Source organism: Streptomyces sp. NPDC005784 (assembly GCF_042871525.1).
Lineage (GTDB): Bacteria > Actinomycetota > Actinomycetes > Streptomycetales > Streptomycetaceae > Streptomyces.
The window spans coordinates 1-14046 of the sequence record NZ_JBIAIQ010000080.1 but is presented as its reverse complement, the minus strand read 5'-3'; the positions used below and the strand labels follow the sequence as shown (position 1 = coordinate 14046).

The 14046-nt window shown below is 69.3% G+C and carries 12 protein-coding genes; 6 read left to right on the top strand and 6 right to left on the bottom strand.

Going from position 1 to position 14046, the window contains the following annotated elements; translation table 11 throughout:
* The 4 genes from ACFYR3_RS44885 to ACFYR3_RS44870 form a co-directional block, all read right to left on the bottom strand.
* Positions 1–416, bottom strand: a 416-nt coding sequence (locus tag ACFYR3_RS44885) for a DEAD/DEAH box helicase (RefSeq protein WP_389288150.1), incomplete at its 3' end; no start/stop codon positions are given.
* Positions 417–744: 328 nt separating this feature from the next.
* On the bottom strand, positions 745–948 hold the full coding sequence (locus ACFYR3_RS44880; RefSeq protein ID WP_151471173.1) for a cold-shock protein: 204 nt from the start codon (positions 946–948) through the stop codon (positions 745–747).
* A 1338-nt stretch (positions 949–2286) separates the two neighbouring features.
* On the bottom strand, positions 2287–2625 hold the full coding sequence (locus ACFYR3_RS44875) for a MerR family transcriptional regulator (RefSeq protein ID WP_355857628.1): 339 nt from the start codon (positions 2623–2625) through the stop codon (positions 2287–2289).
* A gap of 1035 nt (positions 2626–3660) precedes the next feature.
* Positions 3661–4311 carry a type III effector protein gene (locus tag ACFYR3_RS44870; RefSeq protein WP_355857631.1) on the bottom strand — a complete coding sequence of 217 codons (651 nt, stop codon included), beginning with the start codon at positions 4309–4311 and terminating at the stop codon, positions 3661–3663.
* 127 nt (positions 4312–4438) lie between these two features.
* Between ACFYR3_RS44870 and ACFYR3_RS44865 the strand changes: the two genes are divergently transcribed.
* The 4 genes from ACFYR3_RS44865 (at position 4439) to ACFYR3_RS44850 (ending at position 7443) form a co-directional block, all read left to right on the top strand.
* Positions 4439–4873 carry an Hsp20/alpha crystallin family protein gene (locus ACFYR3_RS44865; protein WP_355857634.1) on the top strand — a complete coding sequence of 145 codons (435 nt, stop codon included), beginning with the start codon at positions 4439–4441 and terminating at the stop codon, positions 4871–4873.
* Positions 4874–4979: 106 nt separating this feature from the next.
* The gene (locus ACFYR3_RS44860; RefSeq protein WP_355857687.1) at positions 4980–5381 is read left to right on the top strand and encodes a DUF2267 domain-containing protein; all 402 of its coding nucleotides are present in this window, start codon (positions 4980–4982) and stop codon (positions 5379–5381) included.
* A gap of 100 nt (positions 5382–5481) precedes the next feature.
* Positions 5482–5877, top strand: a complete 396-nt coding sequence (locus tag ACFYR3_RS44855) for a DUF2267 domain-containing protein (protein WP_355857637.1) — start codon at positions 5482–5484, stop codon at positions 5875–5877.
* A 417-nt stretch (positions 5878–6294) separates the two neighbouring features.
* Positions 6295–7443, top strand: a complete 1149-nt coding sequence (locus ACFYR3_RS44850) for a Fic family protein (protein WP_355857640.1) — start codon at positions 6295–6297, stop codon at positions 7441–7443.
* A gap of 406 nt (positions 7444–7849) precedes the next feature.
* Here the strand turns inward: ACFYR3_RS44850 and ACFYR3_RS44845 are convergent, their stop codons facing one another.
* Entirely contained in the window at positions 7850–8113 is a 264-nt protein-coding gene (locus ACFYR3_RS44845) for a DUF3761 domain-containing protein (protein ID WP_355857643.1), read from the bottom strand.
* A 245-nt stretch (positions 8114–8358) separates the two neighbouring features.
* The gene (locus ACFYR3_RS44840) at positions 8359–12216 is read right to left on the bottom strand and encodes a hypothetical protein (RefSeq protein ID WP_389288146.1); all 3858 of its coding nucleotides are present in this window, start codon (positions 12214–12216) and stop codon (positions 8359–8361) included.
* A gap of 206 nt (positions 12217–12422) precedes the next feature.
* Between ACFYR3_RS44840 and ACFYR3_RS44835 the strand changes: the two genes are divergently transcribed.
* Positions 12423–12845 carry a hypothetical protein gene (locus ACFYR3_RS44835; protein ID WP_355857649.1) on the top strand — a complete coding sequence of 141 codons (423 nt, stop codon included), beginning with the start codon at positions 12423–12425 and terminating at the stop codon, positions 12843–12845.
* A 16-nt stretch (positions 12846–12861) separates the two neighbouring features.
* Positions 12862–13404, top strand: coding sequence for a hypothetical protein (locus ACFYR3_RS44830; RefSeq protein WP_355857652.1), 543 nt, complete (start codon positions 12862–12864; stop codon positions 13402–13404).
* Positions 13405–14046: the final 642 nt, after the last annotated feature.

Sequence of the window (14046 nt, the reverse complement as noted above, 5' to 3'; positions counted from 1 at the left end):
CGGGGCTCAGCACGCTGTCCGGCGGTACGGGCCAGCAGAGCGAGACCGAAGGCGAGGGTCTTGCCGGAACCGGTGCGCCCGCGGCCCAGGACGTCCCGGCCCGCCAGGGAGTTCGGCAGTGTCGCGCCCTGGATCGGGAACGGCACGCTCACACCCTGCCTGCCGAGTTCGGCCAGCAGCTGCTCGGGCATGGAGAGATCGGCGAAGCTCTCCACGGCAGGCAGCGCGGGGGTGATCGTCTTAGGGAGCGCGAACTCACCCTGCACGGAGGCGGGCCGACGGCCGTAACTTCCGGAACGGGCAGGACCGCCGGAACGGCGCGGTGCCGGCGAACCGAAGCGGCTGGCGCCCCTTCCTGCGTCGACGCTGCCATTTCGGGTGCGGGGCGAGCGGTCGTTCGTACGTGTGCGGTTCATGCGGAACCTTCCTCGATGCGGCACATATCAAGGAATTCCCGCAAGCGATGAGCAGCACGGAATTACAGGTATGGACCGATAGCAAAGCAAATCCAGCCGACGTTAAGTCCGCGACGGCCGTAAGTACTGAAATAGGTGACGCAGCGGGAATCTTAAAGCCCCGGGCGCCGACGTGCGATGCAGCTCTCAGGACGCGCTGCATCCTGAAGGAACAGCCGCGTGAAACAGCGGATCCCTCCGAGCCGTCCCGCAGGTGAAACCACTGCGGGAAAATGCGTGTAGCTGGGGCCCGCACCCCGAGGGGTGCGGGCCCCAGCTACACGATGCGTCAGGCCGGAACGATGTTCTCGGCCGTCGGGCCCTTCTGGCCCTGCGCGATGTCGAAGGTCACCTTCTGGCCTTCGAGCAGCTCGCGGAAGCCCTGGGCGGCGATGTTCGAGAAGTGGGCGAACACGTCAGCGCCGCCACCGTCCTGCTCGATGAAGCCGAAACCCTTGTCCGCGTTGAACCACTTCACGGTACCAGCAGCCATGTCATATCTCCTTTGGGGCAGTACACCGGCGCCCGCACTGTGCGGAGACCGTGTCGCCGCGATGATTGCCCCGCCCGGAAATAACCGGAAATACAAAAGCGCCCTCCCCCGACAGAAGCCGGGTGGGAGCACTTGAAGTTTTGGGAACCACAACTGCAACTGAGATGGACAGTAGCACGCCGCAACGGCCCGCGTCGGTTAAGTAATTCTACTCCGCTCATTGCGGCAAAAACTCTCGCTACACGGTCCCGCAAACTCTCAGCTCACGAGCACAGATATTGATGCCCTGGCAGCGCAACGTTCCCAAAAAAAAAGGGGGGCGCGGCCGTCAGCAACCAGGGCTTCAAAATGCATCTGCACACGGCCCACCGCAAGATCGCGTACCGGGAAGTTTGAGAGAGTCTGCCGGCCCATCGCCTGCCGGACCGGCCGACCGCGCAGGGCGGCGCTGGCCCCGGATTGCTTCCTCCAGCGCGATGCGGATGCCGAGGTTGAGTTCGCCGCAAGACGCCCAGGCGGTGAGGAGATCGGCGACACGGCCGGGCCTGATGTTGGCGCGCTGGGAAACTCCTGTCAGGACGCTCCGTGCCTGGTCGGCACGCAGGCGTCCGAGTCACAAGTTGAGCACGGAAGGTCACGGGGCGCGGTGTCGGCAGGCGTGCCGATACTCGCGTGTCCCCATGAGCCGTCTATGCCGCAGCGGCGTCGTCCGTGGTGATGGCGATGTCCTACGGGCATGGATCACCCGACGCGTGCCCCGCGCTGGGGCCTGTGTCTGCAGGGCGCGGCGGGCGGCAGCGCCGGGCTTAGCCCCTGACATCTGGACGTCCAGGCAGCTGCACGTGCGGCGGGCATCCCATCCGTGAACGCGTCGATCACTTCAGGGGGCGACAACTGCCATGGCTGATCAGTGCCGACAGGGTGCCCTGCGCTGCGGGCCGTCCAGTCTCGCTTGGTTCAGGACGCGCGGCGTGAACCGGGGCTGTGGAGGGCGGCCGCCCCGATGAGGGAACGCGAAGCCGACCGCCCTCATCCAGATGGCCGTGTCGGGCGTGGCGGTGCCCGTGGATTGGTTCGAAGCCGGTCTGGTGCGCTCGGTCATGCGTTCTGTGTCCGCGGGGCCCGGTTGCTGATCCGGTTCCTGCATGCATGGCCGGGCAGCGCGCGAGTCCGACCCGGCCGGACGAGGCCCCTGGCCCTGGGCATGGTCACCAAGCATCCGGTTCTCTCACATATGACGATACGACAGCCCTTGGAGCCCGGCCCTGCTGTCAGCTCCTGATGCGTGCGCCTGAGCCTCCGCACCACCGCAAGACGGAACGGCCGGTCCAAGCCGTCTCAGGCTGCGGCCGTCGGGCCAGCCGATCCGGCGGCGCGACGGTATTCGGCGTTGATGCGCTGCGCTTCCTCGAGCTGGTCCTCGAGGATGACGATGCGGCAGGCAGCCTCGATCGGCGTACCCCGGTCGACGAGCTCCCGGGCGCGGGCGGCGATGCGCAGTTGGTAGCGGGAGTAGCGGCGGTGGCCGCCCGCCGAGCGCAGTGGGGTGATCAGGCGGGCTTCACCGATCGCGCGGAGGAAGCCCTGCGTGGTGCCGAGGAGTTCGGCGGCCCGGCCCATCGTGTAGGCGGGGTAGTCATCATCGTCGAGTCGGCCGAACGAGTCGTCTGCTGTCATTGCACCTCTCTCATGGAACGCGTGGAGGGGCCCTGGCGCTGTGCGCGCCAGGGCCCCGAAGGAACTGCTACACCATCTGCCGGCCCTGATACTGCACCGGCCTACTGTTTCCGCACATCCGACCCGAATGCTGCCGGAAGACGCGGGGATCGCGGTTGCTCGACCGGAGACCACCTCACTATCGATGTCCTGCGGTACCCGGGCTCAGCCATTCCGCCCGGGCGATCCTGATGGCGCGAGACTCCTCCGTTCTTTCCCTCTTAACTCACCAACTGCTGGTACTGCCGATACTGCGTACTGCTCGGTGGCCTGTGACAGCGCCACTCTCCGGCAGCCAGCCCCGTCGCCCGTCCTGCAACTGCTCTGGCTTAGAACCCCACTGCCGGACCTCCCGATGCGCGCGCCCGCAGCCGACGCCTTCACCGAGGAACCACTCACAGATTTCACTGCTGGATACCGCGAACTGCACTTACCCGTACTGCACCTTCAACTGCTGTCCCGCTCTCGGTGGCCCCTGACCACTGCGGGCCACCCGGTACGGCTGCCAGTCCCGTCGCCGACCTGCAACAACCCTGGCTTCGAAACTCCACCACCGCACCGCCCTGCAACTGCAACTACCGGTACTACTCCCGGCAGTTCATGTCTGCCGGGCCCTGCCGACTTCCTGGCTACGAGAGAAACCATAGCCAGCAGACAAGCCAATGTCTACTCCAGCGATCACAGATTTTCGCGTGGTTCCTGAGGAGGTAATCAGGCTTAGGCAGCACGGCTGCTCCCCGGCCGCTGCCGAGGCGCAGCGCAGAAGGCAGTGGGAGCCGGGCGAGTGCCGGAAACCGTTGCACATGCGGTGAGTCTCCGTGACCGCGTCGATCACTTCGACAGTCGCCTCGCCGCCGGAACGATGACGACAGGTGCGGGAGCGTCCACGCGGGCCAGGTCACCGATCAGTGCCACGAGGGTTCTCTGCCCTGCGGGCTGCTTCGCGGGCCCTGATCACCATCTCTCTGCGCTCGTAGCGCGTCGACTCTGCGCTGCTCAGTTGTGGCCTTCACCGGGGTCCCGGATGCGGCCGGCATGGTCGGTGACGGCAGCGATGCGGGCTGCCAGGTCGGGATGGTGATCTTTGAGGTGTCTGCGGGCGTCGGCGAGCGGGGCGACGAGGGTCGCGGCGTCGTTGTCCGCGAGGGCATCGGCGAGCCGGGCCAGGGACGTCCGGGATCCGGCGGGGAGGTCCGTGAGGGCGGCGATCTGGCCGGCGAGCTGGCGCAGGTCGGCGGCGTTGGCCCGGGCCCAGCCGGTGATGGTGCGCTCGGCGGCGCGGCTGTTGCGGGTGGCTTGTACGCGCTGTTCACCGGTGGTGCCGGGTGTTCCGGGGCGCACGCGCAGGTAACGGCGTTCGGCGGCCTGGCGACTGGCAACACCGAGGGGGTGGGCGAGGTCCGCCCAACTGGAGCCTGCCGCGCGGGCAGCCTCGATCAGTCCCGGTTCCCATCCTGCGAGTTCCTCGCGCAGCTCACGCAGCAGCAGGAGGGCGGCCAGCGCCTGGTCTGCAGTGGCCGCCCTGTCGTGGGGGTGCACTTCGGCCTGCGGGTCGTGAGCGGTGCGGACGGCTTCGCTGATCGCGTTCAAGGCTGTTGCAGCGGCGAGGAAAGAGGCGGGGTCCTGCTGCTCGGGGGGAGCGTTCATGAGGGATCCTCTCCGGCGTCACCCTTTTGATGACGGCTTCACTTGTCATCGAATGGATGACATGTTACAACGGTGGCAGACGAAGCGCATTGGCAGTTTCTGCCAGACCTGTGGAGGTGTTTTCGCGATGTTGATGCGCACTGACCCGTTCCGCGAACTCGACCGTCTCGCCCAGCAGCTGACAGGCGTGACCGGCACCTGGAGCAGGCCCACGGCCATGCCGATGGACGCCTACCGCGAGGGCGAGGAGTACGTGATCGCCCTCGACCTGCCCGGGGTCACGAAGGACGCGATCGACATCGACGTCGAACGGAACATGCTCACCGTCAAGGCCGAGCGCCGCCCCCTCGCCAAGGCCGACGACGTGCAGATGGAACTCTCCGAGCGGCCGCTGGGCGTCTTCTCCCGCCAGCTGGTCCTGGCCGACACCCTCGACACCGAGCGCATCACGGCCGACTACGACGCAGGGGTGCTGACTCTGCGGATCCCGATCGCCGAGCGCGCCAAGCCCCGCAAGATCGCCATCGGCGGCACGTCCGAGCGCCCGCAGATCAGCGGCTGAGGAACCCGTTCCCCGACCGCTCCGACGGCGAAGGACGGGCACCGTCCCCCAGAGGCCCGTCCTTCGCCCTACGTTCACACAACGACGTAACAAGGCAGTGGTGGCCATGCGATGGAAGGCGCTCCTCGACCACGTCCAGGAACGCGGCCAATACGCAACACCTCAGGAAGCCGAACGAGCTGCGCGCACCGTGCTGGCGCTGCTGGGCGCGCATCTGGTGGGCGAGGTCCGCGCAGAGCTGGCCTCCCGGCTCCCGGAGACCTTCGCCCTGATCCTGCTCAACCCGCTCCAGGCCGCCGAACCGCTGCCGCCTGAGCGGTTCCTGCGGGCGGCCGCAGCCTGGATCGAGGGAGCCACCGAACAGACCGCAGCATGGGATGTCAGCGCCGTACTGAGCGTGGCCGCCGATGCGGCAGGCGAGGACCTCACCCAGCGCATCCTGCTCCAACTCCCCCCGGGCTACGACCTCCTCTTCGGCCGAGCCCACCTGAGCCCAGAAAAAGCATGACGCCACAAGGGCCGGGCCACGGCAAACAAAGATCTCGCACGAGAAAGGCAATCACCCTCCCATGCTTCAGCTGCGTGAACCGGCGGCTGCCGGAACCGGCATGACGTTTCACCAGATGCTGGAAAGTGTTCGATACCACGGCGCCTATTCCACCTGGGAGCGGGCCGAAGCCGTCACACGCGCCGTACTGGAGTCGCTGGGCCATCAGCTCACCGCAGACGAACGCGTCGAGCTCGCAGCCTGCCTCCCCACCGAGGCCGCCCACGCCTTCACCAGTCAGATCCCCGACCCTCAACCGCTCACCGGCTGGGGCTTCGTCAAGGACCTCGCCTCTCGCACGGGTGACACTCCCGCGGTGGCCCGCTGGGACACCGGAGCCGTCCTCGCCGTCATCGGCGACCTCGCCGGCCCCGACCTCCTGGACCGCATCCTCCGCCAGCTCCCGCCCGGATACGCCCTGCTGTTCGGCCGCGCCGAACTCGTCCAGGCAGCCTGATCCCTTCAGATAGGACCAGCCAGTGCCTCGATGTCATGCCTCCGAGCCCATCCATACGGGACAGACAGTTGCTGATCGAGAGCACGGCCGGAACGTGAAAGGGGGCTCCGGTGAGGTCGTCGCCTGAGCCCCGCCCCGGGGCTGCTGTCGGCCGCGGGGCGATCAATGACGTCAGCGCCTGGACCATGGGCGACTTCAGCTACTCCGACCACTGAGCAACCTGGGGCAAAACCCGCTGCAACGACCGTGGGCCCGGCCGGCGGCTGCCGGTCGGGCCCCGTACGGCTGTCCAGACGCCGGCTCGTCAGCCGTCTTCTCGGTCAGACGAACAGAGGGCCTGCGTGCGGCCGCGTTCAGGGCACGCCCCGCACCCAGCAATCACTTGACGCTATGATTGCGTCATTCTATCTTTAATTCATGCTCTTCCCCACGCCAGGCCTCACCACGGCAGACCGTCGCGTGCTCGACGAGATTGACAGCATGCGTGCCGCCCTACGCCACCAGGTGCAGAACTCTCCCACGAAGTGGACGTCAGGGCTGCGGAAGTTCCTCACCGCGGACGCCGTGGCGGCCTCCAACTCCATCGAGGGGTTCAAGGTGGCCACCGTGGACGTCGAGGACCTGATGGAGGGAGAGAACGAGGTCGAGGTCTCCGAGGAAAACCGAGAGGAGACCCTCGCCTACCAGCGGATGATGACCTACATCCAGACCCTCCACGATGTCGAGGACTTCACCTACAGCAAGGCACTGCTCAACGGCCTGCACTGGATGCTGCAAGGCCACCGGCACAGCCCCCGCCGGCCCGCCGGGCAGTGGCGCAGGGGCCCGGTCTACGTCACCGACGCCCGTGACCCCAGCATCGCCGCCTACACCGCCCCCGACCCCACACTGGTCCCTGACCTCATGCAAGAACTCGTCGACTGGCTCAACAGCGACGATGCCAGCCACCCTCTGGTCCGGGCCGCGATGGCCCACCTGCACCTCGTCTCCATCCACCCCTGGGCCGACGGCAACGGCCGCCTATCCCGTTCCCTGCAGACCCTCATGATCGCCCGGGAAGGCGTCCTGGCCCCCGAGTTCTCCTCCATCGAAAGCTGGCTGGGCCGGCCAGGCAACACTTGGGAGTACTACCGCGAACTCAACGACCGCGGCAGCCACTACCAACCCGAGCAGGACGTCTCCAGTTGGATCCGGTTCAGCCTGACCGCTTACCACCAACAAGCACAGACCGTCCAGGGCCGCCTGGCACGCTCCGGCCGCGTGTGGAACACCCTCGCCAGCTTCGCCAACGCCAGTGGCCTCGACGAACGCACCGTCACCGCACTGCACGACGTCGCCATGGCCGGACGCGTACGCCGCACCCGCTACCAAAGCGCCGAAGCCCTCAGCCTCCAGCAGGCCCAGCGCGACCTGCGCGACCTCACCACCGCCCACATCCTCCAACCCGTGGGCCGCACCCGTGCCCGCTACTACACCGCCGGACCGCAATTCCCCCAAGCCGCCCTCGACACCGCACACACGCCCATGAGCCTCACCAACCCCTACCGGACATCCCGCGACACCTGAGCCCTTGAGAAGCCGTATCTCAACCGATCTTGGAACGTGCAGATCGAACGGACGTCTCGACCGGGTGGTCTTCCGGCTGAGCGTGCGTGCATGAAGGGCCTCTTCTTGACGTCCTCCCCGGCCTAGAGGCCGGGGATTCCCGCCTGCATCCAGCCGGTCGGCTGGATGCTTCGGGTGGGTTCCTGCTTCTTCCGCACCGGGGTGCGGGTTGCGCGCGGTGCCGGTACGAGTACCGGTCTTACCCGCGCTCCACGGGCGTTTACGGTCTCCGCCCGTCCGGCGGCGACCTTCGATCCTTCGGTGCGGATGTTGCGGGCCGCGTTGACATCCCGGTCGTGGACGGTCCCGCGGGGGCTGCTTGCGGGCAGGCTGAGGACCGGCTTCTGAGCCAGTCATCCCATGACGGTCACCGGTACCAGTACCGCACCCCGTGGTGATGCGAGCAGGTACCGCGGAAGTGTTTGCTGTAGGAGTAGGTGCCGTCCTTGCATCTGGCCGTGGCTCCGTGCGGATGCGGGGAGTTGGCGCGGCAGCTGCCGACCGTGTGGTGCGCGCAGTGCCTCACGGCCGCGGTCGGCGCTGCCTGGGCCGTGGCCGCTGTCGCCACCGGTACGAGCATCGAGCCGACCACGGCGAGAGAGGCGAGACCGGCCCGCATCCTGATGAGCATGATGTCTCCCGCTGATCGGTGGTCCATCAAGCGTCGCAGCAGGTCGCAAGCCCCGCGAGTGGGCACCGCCGGGGCCTGACGCCCGGAAGAACCGCCTGCGGTGCAGGCGCCGGCTGACGGCGCGCTCCGCCAGCTGATCCACGCCGCCGACCCGGCCCCTGGCCGGCGGCGAAGGACGGCGGCCGTAAAGCTGGGGGCCGTCCTGCGGTCTTCGAGCCGCAGGACGGCCCCCAGTCGCGGCGATGTCAGCAGGTTTTCCGGTAGGGCACGTCACGGAAGTAGGTCTGCCAGTCTTTCCTCGACAGGCCGCCTCCGGTCCTGCGGCAGACGCCGACGGCCACCTGGGTGGAATCGACCGTATAGCTGGTCAGGGGAATGTGTTCGCCTGCGGCCAGGAGGGTGCGGCCGTCGGGCCGGAACGCGAGGGACAGGATGCCGTCCCCGGGTGTGGACAGCGCCGTCCCGGTCAGCTGGCGCGAGCCGACGTCCCACAGCCGCAGGTCGGCGTCGCTGTCGCCGACGGCCAGGGTGCTGCCGTCGGCGGAGAAGGCGAGGGCCGTGACGAGCTGCACTCGGGAATCCTGGTCGGACTGCGCGGACGGGCCGGGAAGCTCCCCCAGGCGCTGTTCGCCCTGGCCGTCCCAGAGGGTGACCATGCCCGACTCGTCGCCCACCGCGAGGTACCTGCCGTCGGCGCTGAACGCCAGGGCCGTCACGGACTCCTCCGCGAAGGGGTGCGTTAGGGTCACCCGGCCGGACGGGAGGCGGACCACCTGACCGGCCGAGGTCACCAGTAGGCGGCCGTCCGGTCGGAGCGCCACCCCGTCCCCGCTGATCCCGGACAGCCGCCCGGTCCTGGTCTGCCGGACCGGATCCCAGAGATCGGTCCGGTCGTCCGCCTGCGGGCCGGAGACCAGGAGGATCCGGCCCTGCGGGTCGAGTGCGATGTCTCCGATCATGCCTGGGTCCTCGGCAGACGGAAGGCTGCCGCCGGTCCGCCGGAACGGGGACCTGGTGCCCAGGACGGTGAGCACCGACCTGGACGGCGCCGTGTCGGTCTCCTCCTCGGTGCTGAGGACGGCGAAGGTTCCGCCATCGCGACTGAAGGCCATCAGGTCGACGCAGTCAGGGCCACCCTCGGCCGCCGCACCGGACGGTACCGGACAGGGAGTCGTGGGAAGCCGGGCGGCCAGAGCCTGCCCTGACGGTACGTCTATCACTTCGGCCCGGTCGCTGCCGGCCGACTGCACCGCCCTGCCCAGCAGTTCGCCGTCCGGGCTGAACAGCGCCTGGGTGGCGGTGCTCTGCTGCCAGCCGGAGGCGGTCGCGCGGCCGAGCCGGACGGAGCGCACCATGGGGTCCGACCCGCCCGCCAGGTACCGGACCGCCCCGCCCGCCAGGTCGATCCGCAGTTGGCTGACGGACTCGTCGATCAGCGTGGAGCGGAGCACCGGGTCCCCCGCTTCGCTGGTCCGCCACAGCAGCAGCTCGCTGCCGTCCAGGGTGGCCAGGAACCTGCCGTCCGCGCTGAAGGCCAGCTCGGTCACGCCGGGGTGGTCGATACCGGGCAGCTCCCGCCCCGACGCCACCTCCCAGGTCCGCACGGTCTTCCCGGCGACCACGAGTCGGTGGCTGTTGGGGGTGAACACGATGGCGCCGGCAGCGCACTGGGCGGCGCGCACCGCCCGTTCCCAGGGGCCGGACAGCTTCCGCCGCCGGGTCACGTCCCAGACCTGGAGCGACCCGGTCGGCGGGCACACCGCCATCAGCCGGTCGTCCGGGCTGACGACGTCCCGCTCGTCGCCCCCGGAGGCCTCCACGAAGGCGTCGCCGTCGCCGTTGCCGACCGCGATCTGCGCTCCTGAGGTCAGGACGTGCCGTTCCAGCAGGATCCGCCGGTCGCTGAGACTCCACAGCCGGGTCACCAAGTCGCCGCCGATGGCCGCCTTGGCCGCCCAGCCCCGCACCACCAGCGTCCGACCGCTCGGGCCGAAGGCGCTGTCGCCCTGCCAGGCCGGCAGCGGGGCACCTTCCTGCTTCCCGGTCAACAGGTTCCATAGCCGCACCCCGGTCGAGGTGTCGAGGGCGAGGGTGCGGCCGTCCGGGGAGACGGAGAGGGAGTCAGCGCCCGCCACCCCAGGGATGGCGAAGGAGCTGAGCAGCCGGTGGGTGGCGACGTCCCAGCGCTCGACCCTCCCCTTGACGACGGTGACCGCCACCCGGCCGTCCGCGCTGAGCTGCGTGTCTTGCCCGGTGCCGGTGTCGGTGCGGATGCCGCTGCGGGGAATCCTGAAGAGGTCCTGTTGCTGCTGTTCCATGGCCCCGACCAGCGCGGACCTGGTCTCCGGCGTGTCCGCCACCCGCCAGGCGGCGACGCTGAGCCGCATCGCGGTGACCGGATCGGAGGAACGCAGGCTGTCGGCGACAGAGGCAATCCTGCGGGCCTCGGCCAGTACCCGCTGACGCTCGTCGGCCAGGCTCTGCCGCCAGGCGATGAGGCCGGCCACCAGGGCCAGCACCACCAGCACGGACAGCGCCGCTGCGAGACCGCGGAAACGTCTGGCCGTACGCGTCGCCGTGCGCCGCTCCCGCTCCCGGGCTCGCAGGCCGGCGGTGAGGAAGGCCGCCTCCTCGCCAGTGAGGTCGCGGTCCCGGGAGGAGCCGGGGAAGGCCTCCTCGGCTGCGGCGAGCCGGGTGCCTCGGTAGAGGGCGCCGGGATCGCGGCCGAGGTGCTGCCATGCCTCGGCCGCTTCGGTGAGCTGCCGGTGGACCCGCAGCCGGTCGCGTCCGGCGTCGATCCAGGCGTTCAACCGTGGCCACGCGGTGATCAGCGCCTCGTGGGACAGGTCGACGATGTCGTCGTCCAGGGTGACCAGCCTGGCCCGGGCCAGCTGTTCGAGCACCGCGGCGGCGTCGGCGGGCCCGTCCGGGCCGAGTTCGGCGCGGGGCGCCGGCCGACGGGTGTCCTGGGTACCGTCGCCCGGACTGATCAGGCGCAGCAGGATCCGACGGGCTAGGTCGGCCTGGACCGGGGTGAACCCGGCGTACACCGCCTCGGCGGTACGGGCGATGGCGCCGTACAGGCCGCCCGCGGCCTCGTACGCCTGCACGGTCAGCGCCCGTCCGCTGCGGCGGCGCCAGGTCTCCAGCAGCGCGTGCGACATCAGCGGCAGCCCGCCCGGCTCGCCGTCCACCTCGGCGACGATGCGTGCGGTCAGCTCCCGCTCGACCACCAGTCCCCGGGTGGCGGCCGGTTTGACCACGGCCTCCCGCAGGTCCTCCCGGCTCATCGGCCCGACCAGGAGCGTCGCTGCGCCCAGGGCCTCCGCCAGTTGCCGGTGTTCGGCCAGGCGGCCGAAGAAGTCGGCCCGCACCGCGAGCACCACGCGCAGCCGGCTGCCCGGTTCCCGTGCGGCCAGCAGCAGTTCGACGAACGCCGCGCGCTCGGCCGGGTCGGTGCACAGGGAGTGCACCTCCTCGAACTGGTCGACGATGATCCAGGTGTCCGCATCGGTTCCGGTCCCCTCCGCCGGAAGCAGCCGCTCGCAGTACGTAGCCGCCGGACGTCCGCCGGGGGTGACGATCCGAATGGCGGCGGGGCGTACGGCCGGGTCGTCCGATTCACGCAACCTGGGTATCAGCCCCGCCCTCAGCAGCGACGATTTCCCGCTTCCCGAGGCTCCGACCAGGGCCGATATCCGGTGTCGGCACGCCAGGTCCAGGAGATCCGCGGCCAGCCGGTCGCGGCCGAAGAACAGCTCCCGGTCGCCCGTCCCGTACCGGGCCAGCCCCCGGTACGGCTGGTCGGGATCGTCTTCCGCGGACCGCTCCGTCGCGGCCTGCGCCGCGGCTGCCTTCCGCCAGCGGTGTTCCCAGTCCTGGGGGTCCCCGCCGCAGGCCACCGCGTAGGCCAGCGTCACGGGCAGCGTCGGCAGCCTCTCCCCCGCTGCGGCCTGCGACAACGTGGTCAGCGAGAACGGCGTGTGCCGTGCCATTGACCGGTAGGTGAGCCCGCCGGCCTCGTCGCGGAGCTTTCTGAGCTCGAACGCGAACCGCTGGGCCGGCCCCGCGCCCGGGTCCAGCGGATTCTCCCGACGGCCCATCAGTTCCCCCCATGTCCGGACAGTGCGCTTCGGCACCACAGTGTGGCAAAGCCGGAACCGTCTTCGCCCGGACCTCCCCCGGACCTTCCCCGAGCCTCTGTCCGATTGTTCGGAGTGGCGGGACGGGGCTGCCGAACAACTCCCGTGCCGCTGAACTCGGTGGTGCACGGCCCGACCAGGGCCCGAACACCGAAGGAGCCAGAACGATGAGGACACACAAGCGGCTTGTGGGCGCACTTGGCGCGGCCCTGGCGTTGGGCGCGCTGGCCGCCCCCGCCGCCGGCGCGGCGACGGTGCACCCGATGGGCACCAGCAGCTACCAGCGGTTCACCAACATGGCCGGCGGCTTCGGCACGCACTACTTCTCGACCAAGAACCACTACGCCGGCTACGACGCCCAGACCTGCGTGGCGATCAGCGGCTACACGGGCTCGGTCCTGGACCGCGGCTACGCCGTCTCGCTGCGGGCCGCCCCGTCCCGCAAGGCGTTGTGGGTGAGCCCGACCTACTTCACCGACCGCAACAAGTGCAGCCCGTGGAAGAAGCACAAGGGCAGCGTCTACACCCGGATCACCACCTACTCGCTCACCTTCATCGCCTCCGCCAAGGTCTGGATCTACACCAACTAGCGGGAAAGGGAGGAACATGCTCGGCCGCCGAGTTCTCAGGACCGCTGCCGCCGGAGCGGCCCTGGCAGCCGCCCTGCTCACCGGATGCGCCACGGCACACCGGCCCGACCCGGTCCGCTCCGTACCGCCCGGCGCCACCGCGAGCCCGGTGCTCGTCCCCCTCAGCAGCGGGACGACCACAGCCGTTCACTGGCTGCTCGTCAGTTACCGTGACTCGGATGGGAGTTCCTGCCTGACAGTGATCGTCTCTGGCGAGCAGGAGATTCCGGCCTGCGACATCGAGGTGGGGCGACGCCAACTGGTGAACGCGGCCATCGTGGTCGAGAACGACATCGCGCTGATGTACGGCCGTGCCGATCCCACCGTCCGGCACGTCTACCGCACCGGGGCGGACGGGGTACGCCACCAGTTGCCCCTGGAAACCGATCGGCTCACCGGCAACCGGTACTTCATCGTCGCCTTCGCCGAGGGCACGGTGGACGACGTCACCGCCGTGTCGGTCACCGGCGGCCTGACATCCCTGCGGGAGGAGATCCAGAGCCTCGGCTCGACGCGGTAGTCCCGTGGACACCGCCACCGTGGCCGTGCCCGAAGGAGCTGTGCTTCTTTGCAAGGTGCAGAGATGAGGGAACAGCGGTGGAAGGGGTAGGACTCCGCGAGGTCCGGGACCGTTGCTGCCGGTCTTGCCGACCGGCAGCACGGCACGGAGCGTCGGCCTGCGAGAACGCCACCGGCGATCTGCCGGGCCGTATGTCGCACGACCGGTGTCGTCGGCAGGTCAAAGCAACTCACGGAGTCCTACGAGACGCCGGCCACGACTGCGGCCGGCGGAACCGCCTGGACCACCGGAGTCAGGTCCTCCAGCACGGCCAGCACCTAGCTGTAGCCGTCCTTGCCGGTGCCGACCGGACAGCGCACATGAAGCGGCTGCGCACCGAGCTCGGCACGCAGCCGCGCGGTGTCCTGTGTCGTGGCGGCGTCCATCCTCGCACCGACCCGAGCGCACGAATGCACCCCGCCCTCCCCGAGGAGTGAGGGACGGGCGCATTCGTGCGGGCTATTTGATGGCGGCTCGCACAACCAGTTGGAGCGCGTGGCCCCGGGAATTAGAGGTCTGAGGGGCCCTGCGCTTCTCGGACAGCGGCGTTGAGGGTTCTACCTATGCCGCTGCCTGCAACTCCTCGTACTCGGCGTGGACTTC

What these genes read in the sequence shown, in the direction of transcription:
- ACFYR3_RS44880 (WP_151471173.1), bottom strand. Translation starts at nt 948, where the DNA reads ATGGCTGCTGGTACCGTGAAGTGGTTCAACGCGGACAAGGGTTTCGGC.
- ACFYR3_RS44875 (WP_355857628.1), bottom strand. Translation starts at nt 2,625, where the DNA reads ATGACAGCAGACGACTCGTTCGGCCGACTCGACGATGATGACTACCCC.
- ACFYR3_RS44870 (WP_355857631.1), bottom strand. Translation starts at nt 4,311, where the DNA reads ATGAACGCTCCCCCCGAGCAGCAGGACCCCGCCTCTTTCCTCGCCGCT.
- ACFYR3_RS44865 (WP_355857634.1), top strand. Translation starts at nt 4,439, where the DNA reads ATGTTGATGCGCACTGACCCGTTCCGCGAACTCGACCGTCTCGCCCAG.
- ACFYR3_RS44860 (WP_355857687.1), top strand. Translation starts at nt 4,980, where the DNA reads ATGCGATGGAAGGCGCTCCTCGACCACGTCCAGGAACGCGGCCAATAC.
- ACFYR3_RS44855 (WP_355857637.1), top strand. Translation starts at nt 5,482, where the DNA reads ATGACGTTTCACCAGATGCTGGAAAGTGTTCGATACCACGGCGCCTAT.
- ACFYR3_RS44850 (WP_355857640.1), top strand. Translation starts at nt 6,295, where the DNA reads ATGCTCTTCCCCACGCCAGGCCTCACCACGGCAGACCGTCGCGTGCTC.
- ACFYR3_RS44845 (WP_355857643.1), bottom strand. Translation starts at nt 8,113, where the DNA reads ATGCTCATCAGGATGCGGGCCGGTCTCGCCTCTCTCGCCGTGGTCGGC.
- ACFYR3_RS44840 (WP_389288146.1), bottom strand. Translation starts at nt 12,216, where the DNA reads ATGGGCCGTCGGGAGAATCCGCTGGACCCGGGCGCGGGGCCGGCCCAG.
- ACFYR3_RS44835 (WP_355857649.1), top strand. Translation starts at nt 12,423, where the DNA reads ATGAGGACACACAAGCGGCTTGTGGGCGCACTTGGCGCGGCCCTGGCG.
- ACFYR3_RS44830 (WP_355857652.1), top strand. Translation starts at nt 12,862, where the DNA reads ATGCTCGGCCGCCGAGTTCTCAGGACCGCTGCCGCCGGAGCGGCCCTG.